Origin of the sequence: Paenibacillus sp. Leaf72, assembly GCF_001422685.1 — a bacterium.
In the GTDB taxonomy this organism is placed as follows: Bacteria; Bacillota; Bacilli; order Paenibacillales; family Paenibacillaceae; genus Pristimantibacillus.
In genome coordinates, this window is sequence record NZ_LMLV01000012.1 from 232891 (window position 1) to 258985 (window position 26095).

Genomic DNA, 26095 nt, shown 5'->3' on the forward strand with positions numbered 1-26095 from the left:
CTCTTTACCGCCTCATCCAAGTAAATGCATAAAGCACCACATAAAAAAATAAAGTGAAAGCAAAGATCAACGACGTGAAGGGGATAAGCAGCACCTCTGCCTTCGCATTCGTTACAATCTCATAAAGCTGGCCGAATATGACATGCGGTCTTGTCCATACATCCCAAGTGTTCCAGCGGACAAACCGGCCGATATAGATGCCGAAGCTGCTGAGCAGCAAAATGCCAACAGTGAACAGCCAGCCAGCAACAGCGCCAAAGGCTTGCCTGACAAGCTGATGCAGCGAATATAACGAGACGACGCTTAGCAGCACGCCAACCGAAGCCGCTGTCAGAAAAATAAAAAGATGCTTCCAAAATTCCATCGTCTGCACAAAATGCCCGCCCCCATCGGCCTGAACCCGCATAAAGGGATGCAGCATGTCCGTAATCAAATAAGCGGAATTTGGGTAGAAGAGCAGCCATACCAGTCCTAGAGGCAGTATGATTAGTGTCTTCAACGCTGTATGCTTCTTTTTCAAATAAAAAGCTGCCAGCTCAATGATTAAGGAGAGCGCCAGTGGAACCCACGCCAGAAACACATCCCAATCCAAAAATAAATAAATTTCGCGGCCTGTTACCGCCCTTAAGTGATCCGCCAAAGTGAGGCTTGCTATAGTAGCCGCCAATAAGACGGCAATAATAACGGCTTTACTGCGCAGCTGCGTATTTTCCCAAAAATTCAGTGTAAACCCTCCCTATTCGTTTGCCTATATATGTATAACGTTTGTTTTGAGATTTTGTTGCTAGGACGTGGATGCTAACGTAAGCGTAATCGTAAGCGTAAGTGAGCCAGATCCTGATCGATGCCCACGTCAACCGTAGTTCCTCTCCTGCTGGGAATGTCACCACTCATGGATGTGAATATTTGTGAATATGAACATACGTATATGTGAACGTACTTACTGAAAAGCAGCCAGCCTCCTGCGCTTTGCTTCATGGGTCTGCTCCTAGCGAAGAAAGCTAGGCTTGGCGGACACAGCAGCAGCTATTTCAACCGAATCAAGGGTTAAGGCATAGGTCGCGGACTCAGGAGCCGCTAATTCGCTGCAAATGGCCATTTTTCAGAGATAATGTGGGCAATAACGGATTTCCTGTCCGCTTACGGCCCGAAATCGATTCAAAAGCCAAAATAGCGGAATCTCAGTCCTTGAAAAGAAGTGGGCGTCCGAACTAAGTGCAAGCTGCTGAAGCCCAACTGCTGAAGCCCAACTGCTGAAGCCCAGCAATCGTGTTCCTTGCAGCATTTTTTGTTTAAGGCAGTTGACAGCGGCACAGCGATGCGTTAATATTGGTTTTATCAAATTAAATTTTATACAATTTATTAGCGATCCCATCTCATATCTACTTGCATTTCCAATTTATTGGGATAGCAATTAGCATTTTGGGTAATAAGAAAGTAGGGTGTCGCAGCACACAGCATGGAGGTAGGCACAGATGATTATTGTACAAGCATTTTTGAAGGTACAAGCAGATGCACGTGAGGCTTTTATCGAGCAGGCGAAGATTCTGATCGCCGCGACGCAGCAGGAGCCGGGCAATATAAGCTACAAGCTGTATGAGGATGCGGAGCAGCGGAGCCATTTTGTCATGCTGGAGGAATGGCGGGATCAGCAGGCGATTGACGAGCATAATGAATCGGCGCATTACACAGCATTTGCTGGCTTTGCCCGCGGCGTATTGGCGGCACCGCCAGAACTTAAGCTTTCTACACCAAAACAATAACGGAGGCTATTGATATGCAAAATTTATACACAGCAACAGTAACAGCAGTAGGCGGAAGAGACGGTCAGCTTAAATCCGAGGACGGCATTTTGGAATTAGCGATTCGCGCACCTAAGGAGCTGGGCGGCCCAGGCGGCGCAACGAATCCAGAGCAGCTTTTTGCTGGCGGCTATGCGGCTTGCTTTGAAAGTGCGTTGAACGTTGTAGCTAGAATGAAAAAGATCAAGGTTGAGAAGACGCAGGTTACAGCGCATGTCACGCTCGGCAAAGAAGACGATGGCGGCTACGGCCTGGAGGCGAAGCTGGACATTTCCGTAGTCGGCGTAGATGCGGATGTGGCGAAGGAGCTTGTTGAAGCAGCGCATCAGGTTTGCCCGTATTCGAGAGCAACAAGAGGCAACATTAGAGTGGAACTGAACATCGTTTAATCGCAAATCGAGCCATCCTTAGCGGGATGGCTTTTTTTCGTAAACAGGCATGTAGTATACTCATCGAACAGCCAGCAGCTAGCAGCCAACAGCAAGCGTTAGAGCAAAACCCTGTTCTCAATTATATTTTTCATACTAATATGGGATTTGGATGCTCCAAGCTGGGCCAGTGTGTCTTGAAATGCGGCAACCTCTCCGATAGAGGCGGTCTGTATTTTAATTAAATAATTATATTCCCCGCTAATTCGAAATAAATCCGTTACTTCGCCAGCGTTGTGGCAAAAATCGACCAGCTCTTGGCATTGCTCTGTTTTCACCAGAATAAAGGTGGTCATTCCGCGATCCAGCTCCTGCAAGCGAAACACGGTTGTGTACGAAGCGATAATATTTTTCTCTTCCAGCTTCATTATTCTTTCTTTAACCGAAGGAGAGGACATGGCGATTTGTTTGCTGATCTGTGAGATGGGCATTCTTGCATTTTGCTGAAGCAGCTGCATAATCTTTTTATCAATTTCATCAAGTTGATGATCCATTATAAGCACCTCCCAAGCTGTACTTTAAAAAATAAGTTCATTTTGCTTAATTAACTGCGATACATAAACCATTTTAACCGAAAATCCTCTTCTATCCTATGTATTTATCGCTATATTCCCCGTAAAATAAACGGCATATTCGAAACGGGAGCGATGGCAGATGACTATAAAAGGACTTGCCCATGTAGCGATTCAAGCTAAAAATTATCAAGAAACGATTGCTTTTTACACGCTCGCTTTAGGTTTTAAGGTGGGGCATCATTGGAGCTTGCCATCCTTTCAGATTGAAGAAGCTTCGATGCTGATCTCGCCTGATGGACGGACTTGTCTGGAAATTTTCGATAATGAGGCCGTCATTCCAGCACAAGGAAAAAAAGCAGCTTCTGACGAGGAAATAGCTCATGGGGCGCTGCTGCATCTGGCCTTTTATGTCGAGCAAGTCGATGTCATCTATGAGAAGTCGCTTGCCCACGGTGCCACGGCGTATATCGAGCCGAGTGAGCTTTCCCTTGGGGAACCGCCGCTGCTCGTACGAAATGCGCTCGTCTATAGTCCAAACGGCGAAGTTATTGAGTTTATTGAGGATGTGGATTTTGATCGTTCGGGCCTTTCGCATAATGAGCGGGCACTGAAAGAAATGAAGTAGGCATAGGCAATTGTAAATTGTAGCGTCTTTATATTTTCAGGGTGCTTATAAAATAACGAAGAAATGCGGCCCATGAGGCCGCATTTTTGATGTGCACGGAAAACAGATTGACAACTTTAGGTACTGGTATTAGTACTAGTAACTGCGTGTACGCTTGAGAAGTCCCAGCAGCTCCCCCAGCACCCAGCCATAAACGGCATGGCCAACGAGCCACCAAGTCCACGCGGCACCGCTTCCGATGGACGGTGTGCGATCCGCCAGAAGCGTAGTCGGAAAAAGCACCAATCCGATCAACAGGCTGATCGCAATTACCGCATAGGTTTGCCGAACCGCAGACCAGCGAACGCTCCTAAAGAAGAGAGCTAGTCCGATGCCGACGAGCGCAGATACGACCAAGTGCAAGGCGAATTCCCCTAGCTCGGATAGCGCCAGCTCGTTCAGCAGCGGAATATAATCGACATTGAGCAGCAGCGTATAGACAGTCTCTCCAGTCAACTGCTGAACCGCCTTCATATACAATCCAAGCAGCACGCCAGCCACAGCGCCGACGGCAGCAGCCAGGGCAAGTGTTCGAGCTAAGCCGCTTTTATCCGACCGGCGTTTATTTCGCAAACCATTGCTCCGCCATCTCGCTATGCGCGTCTGTCACATGCATGCTGATGCTGCGGTAAGCCGCCCAGAAAGCTGCTGCATCATCGGTGTAGCCGATGCCGAGCACGAAATCCGGGATCAAGTCAATCGGCATCAAAATATAAGCGAGCGCGCCAACGGCAATGACTTTAGCCGAAGTAGGCGTATTGGCGTCAATGGCGCAGTAGTACATGGCGACGGCATGCTTCGCAAATGGGATCTTTTTGGCATGCTTTTTAATTTTCCGCAGAAAGCCTTGCTTCACATACTTTTCTTGTTTGGTGGAATCGCCAATTTTGGACGTCCATTCATTGACATTCGGCGTATCCTCGGGTGCTGTCTGCTGCTCCTGTTCATCCTTAAAGCGGTAAGGCTGGCCTGTAATCAAGTTATCCATTATCATTTGCCCCTTTCATCGTTAAAATCCATCTATTGCTTAACAGCTTCATAGCCTCAACCATCCAGACTTTAATCCCGCAAATGCAGGCTGTAATGCTTATACGTAGTTATACCCAAGTTTGATTCGTTTTGAAAATAAATCAAAAAAACCGCCCCTCGCGAATCGGCGCGGGAGGCGGTTTAATGAAAATATAAGAAAGTATAAGATTCCCCCCTTATACTCCGCTTATATTTCTCGGACTGAAACGCGCCGAGCCGCCAAAGGACGGCGACAGCCGTTTCACCTTTAGCGCAGCTAAGCGCGCGGCTTGAAAATGCCGAACGGCTTGCCAATCGGCAGGAAGCTTCGGCCGAAATGAGCGTTCAGCACGGAAGCGCCGCAGCCGTAAAGCGATACGATGCCAATCGCGAGCTCGGAGTAGGCAGCCAGCGTATGAAAAATTTCAGGTGCAACGCCGAAAGCATCGAGCGTAAGTCCTAGGAACAATAGATCAATCAGGCAGAAAATGATCAGCAGCACACGATTCGTTTCCACCGCGCCAATCGTCATAAACAGCGTAAATACGAGATACCCGGCGAATGCGAAGCCGAGCTGCTTGCCATCGACATCGCCTGCGAGTGCGGTGCCGAAGACACCCATTTTAAACATCCAGCTTGTGGCGACTGCGAACCAGAAAAAGGCGTAAGCGCCGAAAGCGGTCGTACCAAATGTATTGTTCCGCTTGGAATCTTGAATGCAAGCGAATAACTGGGCGAATGCGCCCAGGAAGATGGCCCATGGGATGACGAAGCTGTAGCCCGTCGTAATTCCAAGCTTTTGAGATGATGCAACCAAGGTGACAATTGCTAGTCCGAATAAGCCTAGGGCACTCGGATCAGCATTCATAATTTTGACGTTCGATGATTCCTTTTGCATATAAGCCTCCAATAATCCTGCGATTTCCTTTGTTTCATGCGTATTCGCCGACTTCTAACGCACATTGAAACATTCTAACTGAATTCGAAACAAGAAGAAAGGGTATAATTCGTGTCCAAAAGTCGAACTTTGTTGAATTTAGGTGTTTCGGCATGTATTAAGTGGTTTAATAGGTATAGAGAACTAATACATATGATAAAGGGGAGCGCTTTCTTGTGAACATTCGAAAAAAGCTAATTACAGGTTTTGCAGCAGTATTATTGCTTACTTTGGCAGTCGGAATGATTAGCTGGTTTCAGTTTACGGCACTGGATAAGGCTTACCAGAATTTGCTGAGTGATCATGTGCAGAAAATATTGTGGGTCAACGAGCTCAAGCAGCATTCAACGGATCAATCCAATCGTGTAAGGGGTTATATCATTACTAGAAACTCCATGCAATTAGATAAATATGACGAAGATCGAGTGCTGTTTGCTGAAACGATGAAGTTATTGGAAGCCTCCATCGAAAATCCCGTCTCGATAGAGCTGGCAGCGAAGCTCAAGCAGCTGGAGGCGGAATACAAGACGGTATCAGAGGAAATGATTGCGGCCAAGGAACAGGATAATATGGATGAGGTCGTAACGCTGGTAGAGACGAAAGGCTCGCCCATTGCGGAGCAATTGATAGAGGCAGCGGATCAACTGGTGGATTTTCAACAGTCAGAGCTGAGTGAAGGCCAAGCAGCCTTAACGAAGGAAGTAGGGGAAGTGCAATCGATCATTATGACGACAATTGTCGTTGCCATGGTCCTTGGTATCGCCTTGGCGGTGCTCATTGGACAAATGATTGCCCGTCCTGTCCAGAAGGTAGCCCAGGCAGCGCGGCAAATCGCAGATGGCGACCTGACGGGAGCGGATATTGTGCTGCGCCAGAAGGATGAAATCGGGGCGATGGCTCTGGATTTTAATAAAATGAAGCATCATTTGCGGCAGCTGATGCTGACCATCAATCATAACGCGATGGAGGTTGAAGCGGCATCGAAGGAGCTGTCCGGCGGGGCGGAGCAGGCGGTAATGGCTTCCAACCATATAGCAGAGTCCGTGCAGCAGGTATCGGAAGCATCGGATCAGCAGTCAACCAGCATTAATGAGAATAAGCAGGCGATTGAAGAGAGCGCCATCAGCATTCAGCGTATTGCCGATTCGGCTGCGGTTACTTCGGAATCGTCCGAGCTTGCCTTGCAGCAGGCAGAACGCGGCAGTGCGCTGCTCGGCGAGACGATTGGCCAAATGAAGCAGCTCCACCTGACGATTGATCAATCCGCTGCTGTCATTTACGAGCTTGGCGAGCAATCGCGGGCGATCGAGGGAATTACACAGTTTATTCGCGAGATTGCCAATCAGACAAACCTGCTGTCGCTGAATGCTTCCATCGAGGCGGCACGGGCAGGGGAAGGCGGCAGAGGCTTTGCCGTCGTTGCAGGCGAGGTGAAAAAGCTGGCTGAGCAGACAGGCGAAGCATCCGATAAAATCGCGGTTTCTGTTCGTGCTATCGTGGACAAGGTGAACGGCGCAGTTGTTTCCATGCAGAAGGGATCTGGAGAGGTTGAGTCCAGCACTGCTTATATGAATCAGACCGGCGAAGCTTTTGAGCAGGTATATGCGGCTATTCGTACGGTAACCAACCAAGTGCAGGAAGTATCGGCATCGGCGGAGCAACTGGCCGCTTCGACAGAGCAGCAGCTTGCAACCGAGGAGCAACTGGTCGTGCTTGCGAATAACATATCGGACAACTCCCAAAGCGTGGCGGCCGTCTGCGAGGAGCAGCTGGCATCGATGGAGGAAATTTCAGCTTCGGCCGAAGCGCTGAGCCATATGGCGAATGTGCTGCGGGGCGAGATTCAGAAGTTTACTTTTGAGAAGGAGCAGGCTTAAGTTGTGTATCTGCTGAGCATGCTTAGATACGAAGGGGCCATTGTGATACAATGGCATTAGACAGCCCATGAGGAGATGATGACAGATGAGCGAGCAAGAAAATGACCAAATCGACGAGCAGCAGCTGATCGCCTACATAACGAGTAAAGCGAAGGCGTCCGAAGCGGATGTGAAGCTGGTGCTTAAGCATGAAATGACCTTCATTAACAACGCGCAGGAGAACGCTTCTGGCGAGGTCGAAGTTGACAGCGATGAGCTGGTCGATTATATCCTGAAGCAGCGTGATGTGAAGCTGGACGAGCTTGCGGTTGAGACGATTCTTGATCTGGAAATGGAATATTTGATGGATCAAGGCGTAGCCGGTTATGTTGATTAAGCAGTATAAGGAAATGAAGCTTTCGAAGCGCCATTTTGGCGACTTCGGAAGCTTTTTTTATATAAAGCAATGAAATCTCATTTAATATAAATATGCATTTTTTATGAATGAATAAACAAATGAATATCCCCAACCGATACATAATAATGTATTTAAAAGATGATAATGAGGGGATTATTGGAATTATGAAAAAGATAATGGTTTTATTTCTAGGTATTACGCTATTCACATTAACGGCCTGCGGAGTTTCTGTAACCACTGGGGGTAAAGGAAGTGCCGGGCAAGCAGCCGCCGATGCACAGGAGACGAAGAAACATAATGCCTACATCGATCTTGCCAATGAAGTGAATGGCGGTATTTTTGCCTTATCACTCAAGCAATATTTCAACACTTTCGGTACGGGGCAGCAGCTGGATACGAAAAATTATCTCGACGACTACAAAAATATGCCGTATCCCCCTTCCTCTATTGAAGCGAAAAAGGCAACTCTGGAGCTCGCTTCTGCCGAACCCTCCTTTGGAGCGGCGGACGAATCACTCAAGGAGCTGATTCCACATATGATCGAAATGATGAATACGTTGAATGAGATCAGCGATTATTATGATGCTGGAACGTACAAGCAGGACAGCTTTAAGCAGGGGGGAGAGCTGCATGCTCGGCTACTTGAGCAGAATGAGCAGTTTGAGCTGCTTGTGGAAAGCTTTTTAACCGACTTGGAAGAGGTCACGGGTCAGAGCAAGCAGGAAAGCTTGGAGGCGTTGAAAGAGGCGGACAGCCTGATCCGTTATTATGCAATGAGTACCCTGATACGCGCACAGGACATTCAGGATGCTTTTTATAAGCAAAATATAGATATGGATCATATTCTCGATTTTGATTTAAAGGCCTACGAGGAGCTGCATAAGCAGCTGATTGAGGATATGGACCATTTTTACGAATATGCGAAGGATGATGAGCGCCGGAAGAAGGAGGCGTGGACAACGGTTGAGGTGTTTGATTACAGCTTGCAAAATGTCAAAACCGCATCCGCACATATTTTAGAAACGCTCAAGAAGGGCAATACGGAAATCGACAGCTTGAGCAAAGGCTCTGTGAAAGCACGCGGCCAAAACGATATTCTTGCCACTTATGACAGACAAGTCTCTGCTTTGGTGGACAGCTATAATACCAATATTCAATTGAAAATATATAATTAGCTGCATTCTATCTGGGCAGGCGGTGCGGCGGCTTGCTTATGCCGCATTGTAGTCGCAATTGTGCTAGCAAAAAGTCGTCTCATCGGTAGTGAGTGCGCAGGCATACGGGTTATAGTCAAACTAATCTAATGCAGCACTTTCAATGAAGAGAGGATGATAGCGATGAAGGGCGTATGGCATGGGCATGTGAAAATGGGGGAAGCTTCCACGCTGTTTATTTTTACGGTAGAGGAGTGGGCTGGCGACTACAGGCTTGCGGTGCATTCGGTACCGGGCATATACAGCTTTGAGGCTGGCGGCCTGAAAGCGGAGGGAAGCAGCGGTAATGAGCTTAAGGCAGCCGGATATCTGGGGATGTTTGGAGCAGATATGACGGTTCAGCTTATATTTGGAGAAACATTGCTCACAGGCACGGTGACTTTGCCGTTTGGCGGTCCATTTCCGCTTGAAGGCAGGAAGGGACATCCGTCCTTCCGCCATGCATCACTTCTAGCGAAAGCTGCTGAGGTACAGGGCGGGGCAGTCATTGAGCGAACGGATGCGGAAATTCGCGAGCAGGTAGAGCTGCTGCTGGGCCGAATGAGCGTGGAGGAGAAAATCGGGCAAATGAGCCAGGTCGGCGCGTCCAACTTTTCGTTCGGCGGAGATGTGGAGAGCGAGCCGGTTGAGGTGCTGATCGCAAAAGGGAAGATTGGCTCCATTTTGGGCGCATTCGATATGAACCAGGTGCTGGAGCTGCAAAAAATTGCGGTCGAGCAGTCGCCGCTCCGTATTCCGCTGCTGTTTAATGCCGACGTGATCCACGGTTATCAGACGATTTTTCCAGTGCCGCTAGCTTGGTCGTGCAGCTGGGATATGGAGGCGATTCGCAAAGCCTGCGCCATTGCGGCCAAAGAAGCCGCCGCTTCCGGCATTACGTACAATCATGCACCGATGGTCGATGTTACACGCGATGCCAGATGGGGCAGGGTAGTCGAGGGAGCGGGCGAGGACCCGTATCTGGGCGCTGCTATAGCCAAAGCGCAGGTAGAGGGATTTCAGGGCGAAAGCCTGCTGGATCAGGACACGCTGATTGCCTGCTTGAAGCATTTTATTGCTTATGGAGCAGCGGAGGCAGGCCGTGATTACAATACGGTCGATATATCCGAGCGTACGCTGCGTGACGTGTTTTTGCCGCCATTCCGTGCGGGCATTGAGGCGGGAGCCGGATCGGTCATGAATGCTTTTAATTTGTATGACGGCATCCCGATTGCTGGAAATGCTCGCATTTTGCGCGATCTGCTGCGCGAGGAGCTTGGGTTTGAGGGCATGCTGATCTCTGATTATGCGGCCATTGATGAGCTGGTCATTCATGGCGCTGCTGAGGATGGCAAAGAGGCTGCTGCGCAAGCGCTGCATGCGACGATGGATATTGAAATGGTGACCAGACTGTATGAGGAGCATCTTCCAGCGCTGCTGGCAGAAGGGAAAGTGACGGAAGAGCAGCTGAATGCGGCGGTGCGCCGGATTTTGACCTATAAATTTAAAATCGGCATTATGGATGCCCCTTACCGTTATGTGAGGCCGGCAGAAGCTTACGAGCATTATTTGTCGCCCGAGCATCTGGAGGCTAGCCGTGACGTAGCCCGCAAATCCATCGTGCTGCTGAAAAATAACGGCGTGCTGCCGCTTGCCCCAGATCGCAAGCTGGCGGTTATCGGGCCGTTCGCGGCAAGCCGGGATTTGCTCGGGCCGTGGCAGTTTTCCAATTACGCGAGTGAAACGGCGACGCTGCTGCAAGGCTTGGCAGCGAAGGGCTTCGCACCGGAGCAGCTGCTGTATGCAGAAGGCTGCGGCGTGCATGAGCCGCTGGCCGGAGGCATCGAGCGCGCAGTGGAGCAGGCGTGCAAAGCAGATATCGTGCTGCTGGCGCTGGGCGAGAGCAGCGATATGTCTGGCGAGGCGGCATCGCGTATGGATGTGACGCTGCCGGAAGCCCAATTGGAGCTGGCTAAGGCCATAGCGCAGACAGGCAAGCCTGTCGTGCTCCTTTTGACCAATGGCCGTCCATTGGTGCTGGAGTGGTTTGATAACCACATGGCTGCGATAGTGGAAAGCTGGTTCCTCGGCTCACAAGCTGGACATGCTTTAGCGGATATTCTTCTCGGCGATTACAATCCATCGGGCAAGCTGACGATGAGCTTTCCATACAAGACGGGGCAAGTGCCCGTGTATTACAATCATTACCGAACCGGCCGTCCGCTGACGGAGAGCAATAGCGGCCAGAAGTTTATTTCTAAATACATCGATGGCCCGAATGAGCCCTTGTATCCATTTGGCTACGGCCTCAGCTATACGACATTTGCTTATTCAGAGCTTGCGCTTAGCCGTTCTGAGCTGCGGGCGGGAGATACGATGGAGGTCGCCGTCACGGTGACGAATACAGGCAGCAGAGCTGGGGAAGAAATCGTACAGCTGTACGTTCAGGACGTTCACGGCAGCGTCGTTCGTCCGGTGAAGGAGCTGAAAGGGTTCCGGAAGCTGACGCTGGAGGCGGGAGAAAGTCGTAAAGTGTCCTTCACCCTTTCGGAAGAGCATTTGAAATTTACGACCGCCGCTATGCGCCACGAGGTGGAAGCTGGGCAATTTAAGGTGTACGTAGGCGGAAGCTCAAGAGCGGCACTGGCAGCGGGGTTTGAATGGCTGGAATAGCCTCAAGCTCAAGAGCGCTTTAAGCCTAAAGGAAGCGGAAGCATAACATTTAGAGTAAGAGGAACCATCAGCCTAAGATAGCTATGAAATAGACATGGAAAAAGACAAGGAAGAGGGTGAATCCCTCGCCCCTTGTCTTTTTTTGCGTCGTTATACGATTGTTAGCCCACAATTGTGCGAATGGAGCCATGCCGCGGCTGCGAATATCCGCATGAACAAGATATGGGCGTTAAGCCAACGGGCAGGACATTATTATCATTCCACGAATACTTCAAATATGGCGAATTTACGAGGCTTAAATTTGTGTGAGGAGATTTGGATATGGCATTTATTTACGAAGATGAAACGCTGGCAGTAAGTGCTGTTAAAGCGATCCACACTGGCGATACCCCATCGTTGAAACGACTTCTTGAAGAGAACCCGGGCTTGGCTGCGGCAAGAATTATCGGCAGAGACAATAACAACGAAGACAATAGTTGTAGAACATCCCGAACACTTTTGCATGTCGTGACCGACTGGCCCGGTCACTTTCCTCACGGTGCGGATACTGTAAGTACGTTAGTCGAGTTCGGCGCGGAGGTGAACGCTCGGTTCACTGGATCGCACACCGAGACACCGCTTCATTGGGCTGCGAGTTGCGATGACATTAAAGTGCTTGACGCGCTTCTTGATGCTGGTGCCGATATCGAAGCGCCAGGTGCAGTAATCGCAGGCGGTACACCGCTAGACGATGCAGTAGCGTTCGCACAGTGGCGGGCAGCGCATAGGTTGGTTGAACGCGGAGCGAGAATCGCACTTTGGCATGCAGCTGCGCTAGGACAATTGGCTGCAATTGAGGCTTACTTCGCCGGCTCCGCACTTTCAGAGCGATACCCTTGGGGAGCAAGTCGCTCTTCACTACCAGGCAAGGTTACCGTCGCCTTCTGGTGCGCTTGCCACGGCGGACAACAGCGCCCTGCAGAGTACCTTCTCGGCCGAGGTGCTGAACTGAACTGGATTTCGGTTTGGGATGGATTGACCCCGCTGGACGCAGCGCAACGTAGTTCTGCTACTGATCTGGTTCAATGGCTGCATAGTCAAGGCGCCAAATCTGCCAGCGAATTGTGAAGGATCAATATGGTTGCAGAGCCTCAAGCTAGTGTTCCTTAGGATTAAGCTGACGAATATGTTAATTCAATAAAAACAGCGGCAGTCTAAGACTTTATTTTTCAGTCTTAGTCCGCCGCTGTTTCATTTTATGGTCTGGCGATTATTATGCTCATAAATCGCGTTAGATCAGGCATCTCAGTCTAAAGCTTTATTTTCATTGGACAACGCCAACCAATCCTGCTGAAACAACTTTATTGCGGGTTCGTCGTCCAAATACCCGCCGTCTTAATAAAGACGCGTGGCGGAAGCGAAATAGCCGCGAGCGCCAGAGCTGCAACATCCTCGGGCTGCATCATGCGGTCCTCATCACCGATTTTGAGGCCAGCTTTCGTAGCCAGCTCGGTATTGACCGTGCTTGGCGTAAGAGCCGTTACGCGAATATTATGCTTGCGCACCTCTTGCATCAGCGATTCGGTAAAGCCCAGCACCGCAAACTTGGAAGCGCAATAAGCCGAGCCCGTTGCGAAGCCGCGCTCTCCCGCTGTGGAAGCCACATTAATGATTTCGCCGCTGTTTCTGGCAACCATCGCTGGCAGTACAGCGCGAGTCACATTGTAGGTGCCGTATAAATTGACATCCATCATGCTCTTCCATTCTTCCGGGTCCATATCCAGCACGGTGCCGAATTTGGCAATGCCTGCATTATTGATTAGAATATCAATAGGGCCAAGCTGCTCTGTAATCGAGGCAACAGCTGCTTGTACTTCTTGATTAACCGATACATCGGCAGCCGCAAGGCTGACCTGTATAGAATAGCTGGCTTTCAGCGTATCGGCGAGCGTCTCCAAATCGGATACGGTTCGGGAAATAAGTCCAAGGCTTACGCCCTCCTTCGCGAGTGCATGGGCAATAGCAAGCCCGATGCCTTTGCCCGCGCCGGTAATGATCGCTGTTTTTCCGCTTAGTGTCATCATTAATCTCTCCATTCTTTAGGGGAATTGCTTCTCATTTCTCCTCTCCATTATAAAGCTGTCAATAACCGGAATACAAATAAGCCCTAATAAGCGGGCGAATGCAATAAGTCAGGTGGGTACATATGAAAATAGATCGATTGCTCGGCATCGTCGTCCTGCTGCTTGGCAGGAAGCGGTGGAATGCGACCGAGCTTGCTGAGCGTTTTGAGGTATCTGTAAAAACGATTTACCGGGATATGGAGACGCTCGGTTTAGCTGGCATTCCTGTGGCCTCGCATCACGGCGCAGCCGGCGGCTATGAAATTATGGAGCAATACACGCTGAATCGGCAGCTTGCGAGCGCGAAGGAATGGAAGGCGCTGCTTGCTGCAGTGAAGGGAATTGCTTCGGCACTAGATGATCAAGCTTATCATGAGCTGCTCGCCAAGGTGAATGCCCTGCTGCCGCAAGCTGCGCATGAAGAGCATGCCAGACAGGGCGAGGAACTCGTATTCGATTTGCAGTCGTGGGGATCGGGACTGGAATTGAAGCCCAAGCTGGCCTTGCTCCAACAAGCGATTACAGAGAGCAAGGTGGCTCGCCTGCGTTATGCCAGCTCGGCGGGGACAGAAAGCGAGCGGGAGGTTGAGCCGGCAGCCCTTATCATGAAAGGCTCGATTTGGTATTTGCAGGCGTATTGCCGCAGGAAGCAGGGCTTTCGCATGTTTCGTTTGACGCGAATACTGAGCCTGTCGCTCCTGCTGGAGGGCTTTGAGCCGCGGCAGTCGCCGCAGCTGGAAGGGCTGATCTGGCGCAGCGACTGGGGGGCAGACCAGGAGACGCCGATGCTTATGCACTTTCAGCCGCAGGTCAAGCATCGCGTATATGATGCTTTTCCAAACGTGTTTATTACCGAGCTGGCAGATGGCAGCTTGCAGGTGACGGGCTCTTTTTCGCTGGATGAGTGGTTTTACGGCTTGCTGCTAAGCTTCTGTCAGCATGTTAAGGTGCTGGAGCCCTCTTGGGCTGCTGAAGAGATAAAGCGCAGAGCGCAGCTTATAGTTGAATTATATTAATTTATAATCCGGACATATAGCTGTCTGATAAGATGCGATAAGCTTTGGGTAAATCTAGGTAAGCATGGTGAACGGCGCACGCCTTAGCCGCCTTGCTTACGGAAAAGAGGAAATGACATGATGAAATCGATATTGGAGCAGCAAGAGGCCTTGAAGCTGACGGGCATTGGCGTTCGGACGACGAATCAGGAGGAAGCGGGGCCGAATGGGCGCATTCCTGCGCTCTGGACACAATATTTTCAGTTGGAAGGCGCATACGCCAATAAGGCCCAAGCTCAGGACGAATTCATTTATGGGGTATATACGGATTATGAAACGGATGCAAGCGGCGCTTACACGGCTTTCATCGGACATACCTATGATTTAGACCTGCCAATAGCAACAGAAACAACAGGGGCATCTGCCGCTGCAAACATGCAGCAAATCGTTGTTCCGAGCTCCCTGTACCGGGTTTTCGAGACGAGAAGAGGGCCTATGCCGCAGGTTGTCATTGAAGCTTGGCAGGAAATTTGGGCTTATTATGAGACAGCTGCCGAGCAGCGGGCGTATACGGGCGATTTTGAGCGGTATGATCAAAACGATTATCAGGACGGGGAAGCAGTCGTTCGTATTTATATCGCCATCAAAAGCTGAATGCTGTGAAGCGTTACGTTAGACGCGAATGCGTCATGTAATTGCCGTATGCCCCGCCACTGGATGAATCGCCTTTCCTTGTTGCTCGGCAAGCTTGGCTGTGTGCAGGTGTGCCTATGCAGGATGAGAGGATAACGGATAGATTGGAAGGGGAAGGCGAATGGTCAACAGAAGCGAGCTGGAACAAATAAAAAAATGGAACAGGACCGGTGAATTTCATCGGTCCATTCAAGCGCTGCAGGAGGCCGCAGCCATTCCCGCTGATATTAGAAGTGAAGCGGGCTGCCAGGAAGGCTTTGATACGCTTTACTTATATGTGGAAGCGCAGCTTTACAGCGGGCATGCGGAGGAAGCAGAGGCGCATTACCCAGCGCTTCAATCACTGCTGTATACGTGGAATGGCATTTATAGTCACAGCTATACCGCCAATTATCAGCTGAATTTCATCCGTTCAGCGCTGGATTATGCGCTGGGCAGCAGGCTGGCAGCCGTGCGCGGCTTCGCTAGGCTAATGGAATATGGCGCACAGCTTGATGCGCAGCTGCGGGCGGCGATTTATTATTATTTTTCACTGATGGATTATGAGGATTACAACGTGGTGGATGCGGGAGAGAAGCTGCACTTAGCCAAGCGCGAGGAAGGCTGTACGCCTTTCATTGCAAAGCGGTTAGACGAATTGGAGCAGTGGATTGCCATTCGCGAAGCCCGGATGGAGTGGGAGCAGCTTGATCGCAGCAGCTCAACCTTCCAGCAATTCGGGGAGCTTGCAGGCGGGCAAGAAAGCGGCATCTGCGAGCTGGCGCTGAATGCCGAGGGCAGCTTGGCAGCCGTCCTCTATGAAGACGGCATCGTCCGCGTGTGGCATACAGCGGATGGTCAGCTTCAAGCCGTAATCAATAGGGAAAATGGCGAAGCTGTAGGCGAGCGTCCAGAAAGCAAAGTGGGAGTAGCTAGAGCGGCATTGTGCTTTAGTCCAGACTCCAGCCTGCTGGCGGTGGGCAGTGGAATTGGTGTCGTAGATCTTTTTCATGTGCATAGCGGTGAGCTGGAGCAGCACTGGGAGCTCTGTACGGACATTCAATCCCCGCATGTTGACGGGCATGTTCATGGCTTGTATTCGCATGTCAGCTTTAGCAGCAATGGACGTTATGCCGTCGTTATCCCGGTAGCAGAGGGCGATGTGACTCCGTATGCAGATGGGGCGGATATGTCGTGCTTCCATACTATATTTGTAATAGAGATAAACGGCGGACGATGTGTGCTGCAGCACACGTTTCGCGAAGGGCGAATCGGTGCGGTTGCCTTCAGCGAGGATGAGCGGATGCTGGCGGTCGGCGTTATTGGCCAGGAGGTTGCTGTATGGGAGCTGAATAGCGGCAGTATCGTCTATTTCGATCATGATTTTGTAACGGTGCAAGACCATGGGCGCATGGCTTTGGCGAATACGATTGCTTTTGCCCATGGAAGCTCCATGCTTGCTTATCCGGCAAGCGATCATACGATTAAATTAATCAGCATGAGTGAATGGGGCGGCGTCTATACGATTCAGCGGCGGGCGATTGTGCTGGAGGAGGGCGTTACGGTCAGTGCCATAACGTTCAGTGAAGATGGAGGAACGCTCATTTCGGCAGAGGATCATAGCCGCTGGAAACAGGGCCTGCTCAGCGTTTGGGATGTGGAGCGGGCACAGCAGCTGCATACGGCCGCTATTGAGCGCTCTGTCGCTTCCAAGCTTGCTATTCACGAACAAAACGATGAGCTATGGGTGCTTACCGGCCCGGTCTTGGAAATCCGCAGGCTGAGTACGCTGGAGCAGCTAAAAAGGCTGGACCCTTACCAATGGCACAATTCCACAGCTATTTTGCAAAATCCGAGCGCGTTAGCTGACGATAGGGCCGCTGGCGCCATCGCTTTTAAAGGCAAGGTGCGGTTTTTCGGCTAATTGCTGAGAGAGGCCCTATTTTTGACTTAATAGCAGCTGGCATAGCTCGGGATAAACGCCCTGATTGTTCAGAGCCATCAGCAAATAATCGGGGTTTACATCCTGGGGCACAACAGCCGAAGCGTAGGCAGCAAACTCACGATAGGATGGTGGGGCGTCGGAAAATAAAGGATGGTTTGGACTGGAAAATAACGAGTTACGCAGCTTTATGTCGGCAACCTTTGCGTTATAAAAGCTGATGCTATGCTCATCCCTAGCGGCGGCAGTTCCCTTCATGCGATGATTCAATATATACAGCACATCATGCAGGGCTCTTGTCTGCTGCTCCGTAAAATCATGATCCAATAGAAAAAGGTAGAAGGGAAACTCATCTTTGGAAATAATCGTCCTCATGAGCTTCATTTGATATTTCAACCGTTCTATTTCTTCATGCACATTCATCGAATTCTCCGTTCCTTATTTTTTTCACAGTCTGGTCTTTTCTCCAGTATACTCCAAAAATGATTGCGTCGGTTTTAATGGCGGTGAAAAAGTCGCAGCGAAGTGAAAAGGGGTAGTTGTAAAAGCGTGAGCACTCGCTTATATCTCTGCGTTTCAACGGCTTATCCGTTTAGGCTCGAGGAAACGCAGCGATAATGGCGATTGGAAGCAATCCCTTTTCGCGCAGCGAAGACTCTTTCTCCCCGCAAAGGGCAGTTCTAGCCTTTGACCGATCCAGCAAGGCCGGATACGAAGTATTTCTGAAACGCGACATAGACGATGAGTACGGGCACGACCGAAATGAGCACGCCTGCGTTCATCAGCGGGTAGTTCGCCGAATATTGGCCGCGGAATGCCAGCAGCCCTGTCGTAATGGTGCGCATTGAATCCTTTGTAATAAAAATTTGGGCCAGCAAAAATTCATTCCACGTTGCCATAAAATCAAAGATAAACAGCGTTGCAATGGCGGGCATTGATAGTGGAATAATGATTTTGAAAAATTTTCCCATGACCCCGCAGCCGTCAATCAGGGCAGCCTCGTCAATTTCCTTGGGGATCGTGCGGAAAAATCCGCGCAAAATCAAAATGCCAAACGGGATGCCGAAGCCCAAATAAATAAGAATGATGCCGGGATACGTATCGACAAGCCCAAGCTTGTTGAGAATCATATTGAGCGGCACGAGGGTAGCCTGCATCGGAACCATCATGCCGATGAGAAACAAGGCGAAGAGCCACTCGCTCCCCTTGAAAGCCAGCCGCGTCAGAGCAAAGGCGGCGAGCGCTTCGATTAAAATGCCAAGGGGAACCTTTATTAAGGCGATAAACGCTGTATTTTTCATATACATGCTCATGCGCCCTTGCTCCCAAGCTTGTACAAAATTGTGCCACTGCAGCTTTTCGGGGAACATATAAAAAGGACGTGTCAGCAAGTCGCTGCTCGACTTTAGCGCCGTAAAGGCAATGAATAAAACGGGCAGCAGAAAGATGGCTGCTAATACTGCGATCAGGGCATATTTAAGTGCCTTACTGACGGGATGAACGCGCTGTTCCATCGGTTGGACACCATCCTTCCTCTATATTACAAATGCGATTTTTTAGTCGTGTAATAAACATACGGAATAATAATGATCAGCGAAATGAGAACTAAAAACATGGAAATGGCTGAGCCTGTGCCGATATTGGCAAATTTGAACGTCTGAATATACATCCACGAAGCCAGCACATGGGTGCTTTCCGCCGGGCCTCCGCCCGTCATCGCATAAATCAAATCGTATACCTTCATGGACGATACCATCGTGATGGCGATGACAATAACAAACGTTTCCCGCAGCAGGGGAACGGTAATAAACCAGAACATTTGCCGCGGCTTGGCACCATCAATCGTCGCCGCTTCATAGGGGTCCTGGGGAATCGTCTGCAGTCCAGCGAGAAACAGCACCATCGGCTGCCCAACGCCATTCCAGACAGCAGCAACGAACACGGCATAGAGGGCGAATTTCGGCTCCGCCAGCCAAGCCTGCGCCCAGCTGCCGAGCCCGATCAGCTCCAGCGCTTTATTGAATAATCCCTGCATGGGATTGTACATCCAGGTCCAGATCGTCGCGACGATGACCCCGGATAATACGTAAGGGAAATAAAAAATGCCCCGAAACACAATGCGTCCCTTCAGCTTCTGATTCAATAAAATCGCCAGCATCAGGCCGATGCCCATAATGATTGTCAAAGAGCCGAGCGTCCATAACAGATTGTTGGCGACCGCTCTTGGAAAGACGGAATCGTGCAGCAAAAGATCAGTATAATTGCTTAAGCCGACAAAGGTTTTCACTGGCGCAACGCCGTTCCAGTTAAAGAAGCTGAGATACAGCGTGTAGAGCGTCGGGATAAAGATAATAGCTATATAAATGAAAAGAGCGGGAAACACGAACAGCCAGGGCTTTAATACGCCGATTTTCAAGCTTCATTCCTCCTTGCGAATCAAGATGGAGCGGACCGGGCAAAGCGGCCGCGCCCCATCTCTCTTCTCTTTTGCAGCGCTTCATGGATGCTTCTTAGCTTGTTTTATTTTTAGCCTTATAGTCAGCAGCGGCCTTCTCCATTCCTTCCGCAGCCTGCTCAGGCGTCCATTCTTTTAGAGCGACCTTATCCTGCGCCTCAAACAGCTTCTGTACCACTTCCTGCGGTAGCGCTTGGTCGGTAATGAGGAAGCTGCCTTTCGTCGCCATATCGAGCAGCGGCTTCAGGTGGGGCGTGTTTTCCGAATAAGTGACATTAAGAGCAGCAGGGGTGCCGTAAGAATCGATATATTTATTGACCACTTCAGCGCTAGTCAAATATTCCCCTACTTTAATGGTAGCCTCAAGCGTTGCTTGATCAAGATCGGCGCTTACTTGGAACATTTCGGCAAATACGGATGAACGGCCGGTCGGGAACTTGAATACGCCAAAATCATTGACATTAAATCCGGCTGCTGCAATATTGCCATCCAGCCATGTTCCATCAATATCTAATCCCGACGTTCCCGGATAGAAGAGATTGACGGCCTCTGTCGGATCAAGGGCGACATAACCTTTAGGGAAATAGCCTTTATCGTTGTATTCCTTAAGCTTTGCGAACGTTTGAACAACGGCTGGGTCGTTCCACGAGGCAGTCAGGCTGTTCAGCTTGTCATGCAGCTCGGGTCCTGCGAAATGCTCCAGCAGCTGCTCCGTCAGACGCATGACGTGCCAGCCGTTTTTGCCGCCGAGCGATAGCGGTGTAATACCGCCATCCTTCATCGCCTGCAGCTGTGCTTCAAACTCTTCAAAGGAAGTAGGAGCGGTAAGCTTGAGCTTGTCATAGGCTATTTTGGAGTACCACGTATCGACGGCGTTTAAGTGATAGGGTATGCCGGATACTTTCCCGTTGTAGGTTCCCATATCAATGGCCGCTTGATTGTAAAGCGAAGGCCAATTATGATCCTTGGCAATCTGGGTCAGATCAGCTGTAAGCCCATTATCGGCATAAAAGGAACCTAGGGAACCGCCCCATGTAGACCACATATTAGGCAGCGTTCCTGAATTTGCGGCTACCTTTAACGCTTCTTTCATCGGATCAACGGCATATTTGCTAACCTCGATTTGAATATCGGGGTTAGCTGCATTAAAGTCAGCAGCAGCTCCGTCAATCCATGTATGCTCCTGCAAAGCCCACACGGAAACGACGGTTTTCTTTGTGCTGCCTGTACTGCTTGTACCGCTCGTACTGCCAGCCTCTGAATTTGTGCCGCTGCTGGATGAGCAGCCGGCAGCAATAAGTGCGATTATCAATAAGCCAACAAAGGCTTGCCATCTTTTTGTCATGAGAATCCCCCTCTAGTGGTCAATCAAATAATTATCAATCAACTAATGTTCATTCAAACAGTGGTTAGTCAAATTTTGGCCCATCAAAATAGCTGCTAAGCTTAAATTTTGCTGATCCGCAGCGCTTGATAAGGAATGCCTGGAAGCGGGACTTTGCATTCTCCTGTAAATTCTCCATCTAGCGGCGATATCGACATCGCCCAAGTATCAATTAAATCGATGCGGAATGCTGCGCCTTCCGGAAGCGATAGGCTGCGGAAGGCAGGGCGGCTGGCGCCAAAATAAATCAAATAATATTCGCCCTCCACGCCTCCGGCAGAACCATCCCATTTGAAATTAATGGCGCTCGTATCGAGTCTTGGCCCTTCTTCCATGATGCTGCGCAGAAACGCAATCCGCTCCGCGCTGCTGCCATGCAGCTCGCCTCCGTGCGACCACCAAATGATATCGTCGGGGTGTACATACGTCTCTCCATGCGTGACATAGCCGCCTTGGGCCATCCCTTCCCAGAAGCATTCTACCATTCGCTCTGTGGTAAGATTGCCCCAGCCATGATTCAGGTTGCCTTCATAGCGGCATTCATCTACGACGATCGGCTTGCGGTAAAGCTCGCGCCATTCTGTTACGAAATTCAAGTCAGCATGCTGGATGCTGGCATGTGTCACCCAAGGCTTACCATGATCATACCAATGCAGATTGCTTCTATAATGGATCTCGGGATTATGCCAATTATGAATGGAGCGAAGATGCTGGTAAGGGTCATGCTCCTGAATGATGCGGAAAAACCGATCCCAGTCCGTCATCTTCTTCTCGAACATCAGATCATATTCATTGGCAAGCGACCACCATAGGTTTCGGAAGGAGGCCAGCCTTGCCAGCGCGTACCGCAAATAATAATCGTCCGATTCAGCAGTCATGCGCGAGAAGCCCCAGCGGTCATAGGGATGGAATAAAATCAGATCTGCTTCAATGCCGAGAAGCTGCAATTGCTCCAGCTGCGATTCCAGGCGGCGCCAAAAATCAGGATTGAACGCCTCCCAATTAAAGCCTTGCTGCAAGGAGCCTGCGAAAGCAAAATGTTCCGGCTCGGCGGCGTTATAATCATAATGCTTGGGAAACACGCACATTCTAATTTTGTTGAACGGTGCTTTGCTCAGCGAGCGCAGCGTTTGCTGTTCAAGCTGCTCCCCCTGATGGTTCCAGACATAAGCCGTTGTTCCAACCGGATAGAAGGGTGTTCCATCGGCATAGCTGAAATGAAAAATTTGATCAACCTTCACAGGTCCATGATTTTCGGCCGACGTGGGGGCGATGCAGATGAGCGTTCCTTGCAGGCCATCCAACTGCGCCGTGCTGCTGCTCGTAGTGAAGGACCATGTGCCCGTGCAATCCGGCATGAAGCGAATGACGTATTGTCCATCGCCATCATAGAAGCCGTCAACCTTAATGCTCCGATGCCCGAATTGAAATTCGGCGCCGAGTACAACTTCCTTATAGGGATTTCCTTCCTGCGGCCCTTCTATGCGAAGCTCAAAACGATTCCACTGCTCAGCCTCGAAAGGCTCTGACCATATGCGAGTCATGCTGTTCCTCCTTCTCTGATCATAAAAGTACATGGTATTTGGTGAATGGCTTCATTTTATAGGATGCTGTCCCCCATTCGTAGCTGTCCCAAGTATCCTTTTGTGCATTAATATGACTCTTTGCATGTGCTAAGCTTGCCAATACGTATCTGTAAGTAGACGAACGATGCTTTTTCCTATGCTTTTATGCCCATATGCTGCAATAGGGACAAACGGAGAGCCGAATGCAAGGCAAAAAAGCCCCCTGTGTTCTTCTCTTGGAGGGAAGAGTCAGGAGGCGAAAAGCAGAAGGCAGAAGGCAGAAGGCTTTAGAAAAAGCTTATTGATTGCGATATTCTAATGGAGAAACGCCGGTGCGCTCTTTGAACAGCTTGCTAAAATAATGCGGGTTCATATAACCGATAGCAGCGGATATTTCATAAACTTTGCAATTTGTCGTGCGCAGAAGCTGCTGCGCATGCTCGATTTTGTGGCGAATGACATATTCGCTGAAGCTTTCCCCAATCTCCTTTTGAAAAATGCGGCTTAAATAGCTTGGGCTGACATGGATAGAAGCCGCTACTTTTACGAGTGATAAGTCCTCCAGCAAATGCTGGTCGATAAAAGCCTTCGACTTTCGAACGATAAAATTATCGCTTTGTTCGTTTAAAGGCAGCTGCAGCAGCGTTTCCATATATGCTTTTGGCAGCTCTTGAAGGGAGCTGTAGCTCGAGCTGACCGAGCAGATAATGGCAACGTTCAGCAGCTCCAGCGTTTTCTGCCGTACCATATCGAGCAGCTTATTTAATTCGGCGGGGCTTTTTATGCCCTCTTTGCCAGTATCGCCGTGTTCACCATGCCCCCGAGCCTGGGCAGCATCGGTTGAGCCCGCATATTGCGGACAAAGCCAGATCACTTCGCGGTAATTGCGATGAAAGACAAGCCCGCCCCATTCCTTCGTAACAAATTCGGCAATGAGATGCTGGAGGGAACGGAAGCGCAAATGCCGGGCATCCTGCATAGGTGCGGCATCATCACGTTTACGGAAGACGGTTAGCCGAAAGCCTGTCTCAAAAGCAGACTGCTCCAGCTCTGCCAGCAGCGGCTGCTCAGGAAACGTATGCTCATCGAGCAGCGACAGCAGATATTGATTTTTCTCCTCCTCTGTATAGGAGGGCTGGGGAGCGGAAGTGAGCGCAAGCTTCGCCGCAGCTTTAAGCAGGGAAGCGCCAATTTCCTCTTCATCCATCGTGGGCTTGTGCAAATAGTTGACGGCACCGAGGCGAATCGCCTCTTTGGCATAGGTGAAATTATCATAGCTGCTGATGAAAATGATTTGTACGCCCGGATAGCGCTCCAGCGCCTTCTTGGCAAAAGCGAGCCCGTCCATGCCGGGCATTCGGATATCCGTAAGGATAATATGGATAGGCTGCTGGGTGTCCATAGCAAGCAGCGCTTCTTCCCCATTTGAGGCTTCGGCTTTCCAATGAACGCCGTATTTTTCCCAATCTACCATATGGCGCAGTCCTAGTCTTGCAATCGATTCATCTTCAACGACGAGCAGATTCCACATCCGCATTCTCCTCCTTCTCTAATACCTTATAAGGCATTCTAACCGTCACGATCGTATGTGTCGCTGAACGCTCAAAGGATAAGCCGTATTCCTCGCCAAAACGCAGCCGGATGCGGTCCTGCACATTGCGCAGTCCAATATTTTGGGTGCCGGTATCGCTTTGCGGCCGCTTCAGCAGCTCCAAGGCTTGCTGGTCGAAGCCGCTTCCATCATCCCGCAGCTCAATGACCAGCAGACGGTTATCCTTCCCTTCGAGCCGGGCTTCCAGCGTAATATGCAGCTTTCTTTCCAGCCCCTTGGCCCCGTGAAAAATCGCATTTTCCAGCAGCGGCTGCAGCAGCATGGGCGGTATGGACGCTTGATTCAGCTCGGGCGGAATATGCCACTCCATATCAAATACATTCGTATAGCGTAAATCCATTAACGTCGCATAGTCGCGCAGCAGCCGAATTTCTTCCTCAAACGTAACGAGCTCGCTGTCGAGCTTCATATTCGCATGGAGCAGCTTATTCAGCGATTGAATCAGCTTGGCGATTTGCCCAGCTTGCTGGAGCACAGCCAGCATGCGAATAGAATTGAGCGTATTGTATAAAAAATGGGGTTGAATACGGGCCCGCAGCGCGTAAAGCTCGGCATGCCGTTTTTGCCGCTCCTTCTCTTCGATCGATTGAATGAGCTCTTGCAGTCGAATGACCATTCGGCCGTAGCTGCTTTCCAGCTGGCCGATTTCGTCGGCGCGGCCATGCGCCTCGGGCGTGAAAAACTGCCCTTTTTCTACTTTGCGCATCGAGCGTATAAGTCTGGAGATGGGCTGGGAAAATCCGCGCGCGATTAAGAGGGAGGCAACGGCCGCCAGCACAGCAACGCAAATAATAATCACGATCGTAAAGCTCTGAATGGAACGGCTGCTTTGCAGTATAGCGTCCTTATCTACGCCCATGTAAATTTGCCACTCCAGATAATCGCTTTTCAAGGAAACACCGCTAAAGGTTTTGCTTCCGGCCTGTTCTTCAATGGCAACTTCCCACTCGTCATGCGGTAAATTCTGGCTTGCGTGTTTCTGGAGTTCAGCTGCCAGCGCTGCATTCGAGGCATAAATCAAATGGCCGTCCCGGTCGACGACGATGACCTGCGCATTTGGCAGCTCGAGCGAATCGACAAGATTCGAAATAAAGCGCGGGGAGATAAACATCGTCGTGACGGCCAGCGGCTTATAGTCCTCGTCCATCAATAGCCGGGCACCAATAATAGCGTCAAAGGAATTGGTTTTGAACTGCTGAATGTTCTGAATGCCCGTCACGGAAAAATGGCCCTTGCCCGCCATTACCTCTTGATACCAATCCTCGTCCTTGGCGTCATAATTCCCATTAATGGTGCTGTCCCCATCTAGCCGATAACCATTAATCGACCCGTTCATGCCATAAACCATGAGCCCTTTAATGGACGAATTAATGGATGGATAGGCGCTCATGAGCCGGGCCATCGTTTTTTGGGCGTTAATTTCTTCGGTCCCCCACCGTTCAGGCGAGAGTGCAGGCTTGTTCAGAAAGGAAAACACCTCCGGCATAAAATAAGGCAGCATGCTAAAGCGGTCAAAGTCGCTAATTTGCCGTTCGATCGAAGCATTGAACTGTGCCAAAATGACCTTCAAGTCCTGCGTCGTCTGCGCTTCCAATGTACCCGATGACTTCGTCGAGCCGATAGCTCCTATAATGAAAGCGGGAATACTGCTGAGCAGAAAAAATAAAATGAGCAGCTTTGTCTGATAGCGTGCGTTTCTCCAGCGTCCCAATTTGCCCACCCTTTCCTGAATGCTAGGGAGTAGTTGCCGATTATAGCGCTTTCATTCCGCGCAGTGTTCAAGCATTTTAACATGATTGCTTCCGGAAGACAAAACTAAATCACTAAACAGAAAAATAAGGAAAAAGCCCATCCTCCGTAAAGGACAGGCTTTC

General features: G+C 50.1%; 24 protein-coding genes. 11 read left to right on the forward strand and 13 right to left on the reverse strand.

The window, feature by feature from the left end; genetic code table 11:
- Window positions 1-4: 4 nt before the first annotated feature.
- Window positions 5-640 carry a DUF1361 domain-containing protein gene (locus tag ASF12_RS15770; RefSeq protein WP_056036433.1) on the reverse strand — a complete coding sequence of 212 codons (636 nt, stop codon included), beginning with the start codon at window positions 638-640 and terminating at the stop codon, window positions 5-7.
- An 835-nt stretch (window positions 641-1475) separates the two neighbouring features.
- Between ASF12_RS15770 and ASF12_RS15775 the strand changes: the two genes are divergently transcribed.
- Together ASF12_RS15775 and ASF12_RS15780 are read left to right on the forward strand one after the other, a co-directional pair.
- Complete coding sequence (locus tag ASF12_RS15775) at window positions 1476-1763, forward strand: putative quinol monooxygenase (RefSeq protein ID WP_056036435.1); 288 nt, start codon at window positions 1476-1478, stop codon at window positions 1761-1763.
- Window positions 1764-1777: 14 nt separating this feature from the next.
- Window positions 1778-2191 carry an organic hydroperoxide resistance protein gene (locus tag ASF12_RS15780; protein ID WP_056036437.1) on the forward strand — a complete coding sequence of 138 codons (414 nt, stop codon included), beginning with the start codon at window positions 1778-1780 and terminating at the stop codon, window positions 2189-2191.
- A gap of 98 nt (window positions 2192-2289) precedes the next feature.
- On the opposite strand, the gene ASF12_RS15785 is transcribed toward ASF12_RS15780, so the two are convergent.
- A complete protein-coding gene (locus tag ASF12_RS15785) occupies window positions 2290-2724 on the reverse strand; it encodes an Lrp/AsnC family transcriptional regulator (protein WP_056036439.1) in 435 nt (144 codons plus the stop codon).
- Between the two features lie 160 nt (window positions 2725-2884).
- On the opposite strand from ASF12_RS15785, the gene ASF12_RS15790 reads away from it, so the two are divergent.
- Window positions 2885-3370, forward strand: coding sequence for a VOC family protein (locus ASF12_RS15790; RefSeq protein WP_056036440.1), 486 nt, complete (start codon window positions 2885-2887; stop codon window positions 3368-3370).
- Window positions 3371-3505: 135 nt separating this feature from the next.
- Here the strand turns inward: ASF12_RS15790 and ASF12_RS15795 are convergent, their stop codons facing one another.
- The 3 genes from ASF12_RS15795 to ASF12_RS15805 all read right to left on the reverse strand — a co-directional run bounded on the left by ASF12_RS15795 (window position 3506) and on the right by ASF12_RS15805 (window position 5315).
- Window positions 3506-3982 (reverse strand): hypothetical protein, encoded by a 477-nt coding sequence (locus tag ASF12_RS15795; RefSeq protein WP_235533180.1) that lies wholly within the window; start codon window positions 3980-3982, stop codon window positions 3506-3508.
- Complete coding sequence (locus ASF12_RS15800; RefSeq protein WP_081418841.1) at window positions 3972-4397, reverse strand: YkvA family protein; 426 nt, start codon at window positions 4395-4397, stop codon at window positions 3972-3974. Before ASF12_RS15800 ends, ASF12_RS15795 begins: the two co-directional genes overlap by 11 nt.
- Before the next feature lie 297 nt (window positions 4398-4694).
- Entirely contained in the window at window positions 4695-5315 is a 621-nt protein-coding gene (locus ASF12_RS15805; RefSeq protein WP_056036441.1) for an acetate uptake transporter, read from the reverse strand.
- Window positions 5316-5530: 215 nt separating this feature from the next.
- Here ASF12_RS15805 and ASF12_RS15810 point away from each other — a divergent pair, with 215 nt between their 5' ends.
- From ASF12_RS15810 to ASF12_RS15830, 5 genes are all read left to right on the forward strand, one after another.
- On the forward strand, window positions 5531-7231 hold the full coding sequence (locus ASF12_RS15810; protein WP_056036442.1) for a methyl-accepting chemotaxis protein: 1701 nt from the start codon (window positions 5531-5533) through the stop codon (window positions 7229-7231).
- An 85-nt stretch (window positions 7232-7316) separates the two neighbouring features.
- A complete protein-coding gene (locus tag ASF12_RS15815; protein ID WP_056036444.1) occupies window positions 7317-7607 on the forward strand; it encodes a hypothetical protein in 291 nt (96 codons plus the stop codon).
- 185 nt (window positions 7608-7792) lie between these two features.
- Complete coding sequence (locus tag ASF12_RS15820; RefSeq protein ID WP_056036446.1) at window positions 7793-8803, forward strand: DUF3829 domain-containing protein; 1011 nt, start codon at window positions 7793-7795, stop codon at window positions 8801-8803.
- A gap of 162 nt (window positions 8804-8965) precedes the next feature.
- Window positions 8966-11494: a glycoside hydrolase family 3 N-terminal domain-containing protein gene (locus ASF12_RS15825; RefSeq protein ID WP_081418843.1), complete on the forward strand. Its 2529-nt coding sequence runs from the start codon at window positions 8966-8968 to the stop codon at window positions 11492-11494.
- Between the two features lie 321 nt (window positions 11495-11815).
- Window positions 11816-12601, forward strand: coding sequence for an ankyrin repeat domain-containing protein (locus ASF12_RS15830; RefSeq protein WP_056036448.1), 786 nt, complete (start codon window positions 11816-11818; stop codon window positions 12599-12601).
- A 233-nt stretch (window positions 12602-12834) separates the two neighbouring features.
- Here the strand turns inward: ASF12_RS15830 and ASF12_RS15835 are convergent, their stop codons facing one another.
- On the reverse strand, window positions 12835-13554 hold the full coding sequence (locus ASF12_RS15835; RefSeq protein ID WP_056036450.1) for a 3-ketoacyl-ACP reductase: 720 nt from the start codon (window positions 13552-13554) through the stop codon (window positions 12835-12837).
- Window positions 13555-13679: 125 nt separating this feature from the next.
- Here ASF12_RS15835 and ASF12_RS15840 point away from each other — a divergent pair, with 125 nt between their 5' ends.
- The 3 genes from ASF12_RS15840 (at window position 13680) to ASF12_RS15850 (ending at window position 17187) form a co-directional block, all read left to right on the forward strand.
- Window positions 13680-14612 carry a helix-turn-helix transcriptional regulator gene (locus ASF12_RS15840; RefSeq protein ID WP_056036452.1) on the forward strand — a complete coding sequence of 311 codons (933 nt, stop codon included), beginning with the start codon at window positions 13680-13682 and terminating at the stop codon, window positions 14610-14612.
- Between the two features lie 117 nt (window positions 14613-14729).
- The gene (locus tag ASF12_RS15845; RefSeq protein WP_056036454.1) at window positions 14730-15245 is read left to right on the forward strand and encodes a GyrI-like domain-containing protein; all 516 of its coding nucleotides are present in this window, start codon (window positions 14730-14732) and stop codon (window positions 15243-15245) included.
- Window positions 15246-15405: 160 nt separating this feature from the next.
- On the forward strand, window positions 15406-17187 hold the full coding sequence (locus ASF12_RS15850; protein WP_056036457.1) for a WD40 repeat domain-containing protein: 1782 nt from the start codon (window positions 15406-15408) through the stop codon (window positions 17185-17187).
- 15 nt (window positions 17188-17202) lie between these two features.
- Here ASF12_RS15850 and ASF12_RS15855 read toward each other — a convergent pair whose 3' ends face one another.
- From ASF12_RS15855 to ASF12_RS15885, 7 genes are all read right to left on the reverse strand, one after another.
- Window positions 17203-17628 carry a DUF1878 family protein gene (locus tag ASF12_RS15855; protein WP_056036459.1) on the reverse strand — a complete coding sequence of 142 codons (426 nt, stop codon included), beginning with the start codon at window positions 17626-17628 and terminating at the stop codon, window positions 17203-17205.
- Window positions 17629-17885: 257 nt separating this feature from the next.
- Window positions 17886-18719: a carbohydrate ABC transporter permease gene (locus ASF12_RS15860; RefSeq protein WP_056036461.1), complete on the reverse strand. Its 834-nt coding sequence runs from the start codon at window positions 18717-18719 to the stop codon at window positions 17886-17888.
- Between the two features lie 26 nt (window positions 18720-18745).
- Window positions 18746-19621, reverse strand: a complete 876-nt coding sequence (locus ASF12_RS15865; RefSeq protein ID WP_056036462.1) for a carbohydrate ABC transporter permease — start codon at window positions 19619-19621, stop codon at window positions 18746-18748.
- A gap of 94 nt (window positions 19622-19715) precedes the next feature.
- A complete protein-coding gene (locus tag ASF12_RS15870; RefSeq protein ID WP_056036464.1) occupies window positions 19716-21005 on the reverse strand; it encodes an ABC transporter substrate-binding protein in 1290 nt (429 codons plus the stop codon).
- A 101-nt stretch (window positions 21006-21106) separates the two neighbouring features.
- Window positions 21107-22588: a DUF5605 domain-containing protein gene (locus tag ASF12_RS15875; protein WP_056036466.1), complete on the reverse strand. Its 1482-nt coding sequence runs from the start codon at window positions 22586-22588 to the stop codon at window positions 21107-21109.
- A gap of 319 nt (window positions 22589-22907) precedes the next feature.
- Entirely contained in the window at window positions 22908-24140 is a 1233-nt protein-coding gene (locus ASF12_RS15880) for an AraC family transcriptional regulator (RefSeq protein WP_056036468.1), read from the reverse strand.
- Complete coding sequence (locus ASF12_RS15885) at window positions 24118-25941, reverse strand: cache domain-containing sensor histidine kinase (RefSeq protein ID WP_442952532.1); 1824 nt, start codon at window positions 25939-25941, stop codon at window positions 24118-24120. Before ASF12_RS15885 ends, ASF12_RS15880 begins: the two co-directional genes overlap by 23 nt.
- Window positions 25942-26095 lie beyond the last annotated feature (154 nt).